Here is a 3,324-nt window from a genome sequence, read left to right on the forward strand (position 1 = left end):
GTGTACAAACCAAAACAGTATCAATAAACGGCTCTAATAAAGAAACAAAACCTTCAGAGGGAGGGTGATTGGTTTTTGCAGCACTGTGAGCAATTGCTGCTGACCCAATACCCGCTTCGTTTGAAAAAGCTGCTCTTTGAAAACCTAATATTAATACACCAATAACACCACCTTTTAAAGCAGAAGGACTAAATGCCCCGTCTATAATGGCTGAAAATGCAGGTATGATATTTTCAATATTTACACCAATCACAATAAAACAAGCAAGAACATATATTGACGCCATAAAAGGCACCACTTTTGAAGTTACTTTTGCAATACTTCTGATTCCGCCAATAATAACAGCTGCTACTAAAATCATTATGAAAACTCCAAACAATGCTCCATATTCAGCCATTACGGGAAACTGACCACTCACAGCCTCAAACGATTGGTTGGCCTGGAACATATTTCCTCCCCCAAAAGATGCACCAACACATAACACTGCAAATACTCCAGCCAGAATTTTACCTAAGGTTCCTTTATTTTGTTTTTCTAACCCTTTTCTAAGATAACTCATTGGACCACCAAAAACCCGGCCGTCTGCTGCAATATCTCTGTATTTCACTCCCAATGTACATTCAACAAATTTTGAAGACATACCCAGTAAACCGGCAAGTATCATCCAAAATGTAGCTCCCGCACCACCTAATGAAATTGCTACTGCAACACCTGCTATATTTCCTAAACCAACTGTTCCTGACACGGCAGTTGTCAATGCTTGAAAATGTGTTACTTGTCCCGGGGCATTTGGGTCATCATATTTACCTCTTGCTAAATTGATGGCATGTTTAAATCCTCTGATGTTAATAAAGCCCATTCTAATTGTAAAGAATATTGCTCCAACGACCAACCAAATAACTATAAAGGGAATACTTTTTTGTTGCTCATCTCCATTGGGATGAAGCAATGGTACTTTTTCATCATAATAAATAGAAGCAAAATTATGCGCACCTGCCTCAATAATGTCTAGGCCTTTGCTGGAATCATAAATAGAGTTTCCTTCTTGAGTTAAATGCTCTAAAGTACCATTTACAAGAGCTGTTACTTCAAGGTCTTCGCCGTCTTTTTCTATGATTGCAATGGGCTCACCTTCTTTTACTTTGGCACCATCTTCCATCAACCATTCTTTCAAGACAAAAATGCCTTCAATGCCAGGTTCCCATCTTGGCGCAGGAACCATTTTTTTATCTGCATAAACTACCGGGTCATAAATTCCGGAAGCACTAAAAGGATCCCAGAATAATACGCTTCCAATACTTGCAACAATAGGAGCAAAAGTTCCATTGAACTTTTCTGTTATTGCATCAGCGGGAACAGTCAGTTCTTTACTTACTGAATTTCCGGCTGTATCAGTAACCGTAATTGTATAGGAAACACCCTCAATCAATCCTTCAGCTTTGTTTGAAGTTAGTGGTGTCGATTGATTACTCCATTTGTATATATAGGGTGCTTGCCCTCCTTGCGCTTTAACCTCAATTATACCGTCATTTATTAAATTTGAGGGGTTTGTTACTTTTTCTTTTATAGTTAATTCCTGAGAGAAAATTATAGAAGTAGAAAAAAGCAATAATGTTGCAAAAAGTCTTGAAATCATATAAAAAGTAGTTGGTTTATAAATCAGTGTGTAAAAACAGCAAGCAAGATGCTAAAAAAAATTCCTATTTCAAATTTTTTTTAGCATTAATGCAAACACACCTGTGTAAAAAAAAGTACTACAAATCAAATACCGATGATCGTTTGGTGTATACCAAATCTTTTAGTTTGATCCAGAATGCCAGTGTTAAATACAGGATAAAACCAAACCCAAGTGTAGCAAAAGAAGAGTATATAAAAAATATTCTTACATTTTTTGCGCGCATTCCAAGTTTGTCTGCAACACGAGAAGATACAGCAAAGCCATATTTCTCAAAAAAATGACGGATTTTATATATAATTTTTAGCATAACACCGTAAAAATACTAATTCTTTTGTAACAAATAATTTCCAACTGCACATTGCAAACACTTCTTTTTATCACAATAGTTAGTTTTCAATTCAATTAAGGCCTGGGAATGTAGAGCACTTTCTGCAAGAGGTTTTAAATCATTGAATCTGGAAACTATTGTGTTTTCTTCTTTTTTCAAACTGTTGATTAATATGATTAATGCGTCTGGAATTTCCTTTCCGGTGTATTTTCTGTAACAAAAAACCAACGGAACAATGGTATTGATAATAAGTAAATCTATAAATGATTTTGTAAGTCGTTTTTTGCGAGGCGCAGAAACCGAACTAAAATGAAAATGAGTATCCCAAAAACCAGATGCGCTTACCTCAAAAAGAGTATATATTTCTTCTTTGGTTTTCACTGAAATGATTTTAGAAAACAATTGCTTATTTCTTGAATAAACCGCAGCCAACTGAGCCAGTCTTATCGTAGGAAAATTAACAGGCCGCAACCTGAAAAATTGCACAGGAGCCACCTGACTGTTTTCTAATTTGAATTTCTTTTTTAGGAAATCATATTCTTTTTTTAAAAGCTTCTCATAAGGAACCTCATTTTGAATATTCAGTAATCCAGCCTGACCAAAAAGCAGACCTTCCAATTGTATGTGGTTATCCTGAATTTTTCTTAGTATAGAAAAATCAAAAGAGTGTGCCATTGAAAGAAATGCCTCTGCATTGTTTTTTAAACCAAAATTTTTAGCAAGCATTTTAAACAACACAGCTTCCCAATCGTTTTTTGATGTCTCTAAAAGTTCAAAAATCAATGCCGATTTGTTTTCCAATCGTTCAAAATAAAGTCGCTCCATCCAGTTTTCCAAAAGGAAATCATCCACTTCCGGAAAATCCTCCTCACAGGCAATCCATTGTTTTTTGGTTGAGAAAAGTTTGTTGTATCTAGCTAAAGCGAAATCGTCTACCCTGGGCTTTAAAACAAAAGTGGGAATGACTGAATTGTCTCTTCTAAACACTTCCACATCGTGTTTCCATACAACGTGAAGAATCACATTGTCATAAGCAATGTCTGTCTCGTGATGATGGGCATACCAGTCTGATGATTTCAAATGAATCTCCACATTACCCACCCATAGCTGGTTGCCTATCCTTATTTGCGAATTGAAAAAATCAGGTCCCGAATTAAAATTATGGGTACCCTGATGAACAATTTCAATTGCCTCCCCTTCTTCAGTCTTCATAGCTGCTTTTGAAAACTTTTGAAACTTCCAAATATGATGTAGAAAATCTTCTTGCATTTTCTAAAATTACTAAATTTCACAAACGGTGATAGACAGATTCTAAAAA

3 protein-coding genes are annotated in these 3,324 nt (G+C 35.7%); all 3 read right to left on the minus strand.

Translation table 11 applies throughout. The features are described from left to right. The coding region (locus AACY61_RS10865; RefSeq protein WP_339611603.1) for an amino acid carrier protein at window positions 1-1,636 on the minus strand (1,636 nt) is incomplete at its 3' end. 118 nt (window positions 1,637-1,754) lie between these two features. Then, on the minus strand, window positions 1,755-1,985 hold the full coding sequence (locus AACY61_RS10870) for a PspC domain-containing protein (protein WP_339611604.1): 231 nt from the start codon (window positions 1,983-1,985) through the stop codon (window positions 1,755-1,757). 15 nt (window positions 1,986-2,000) lie between these two features. Further along, a complete protein-coding gene (locus AACY61_RS10875; RefSeq protein WP_339611605.1) occupies window positions 2,001-3,275 on the minus strand; it encodes a DUF2851 family protein in 1,275 nt (424 codons plus the stop codon). Window positions 3,276-3,324: the final 49 nt, after the last annotated feature.

It is taken from the genome of uncultured Planktosalinus sp., assembly GCF_963973675.1.
Classification (GTDB): Bacteria; Bacteroidota; Bacteroidia; order Flavobacteriales; family Flavobacteriaceae; genus Planktosalinus.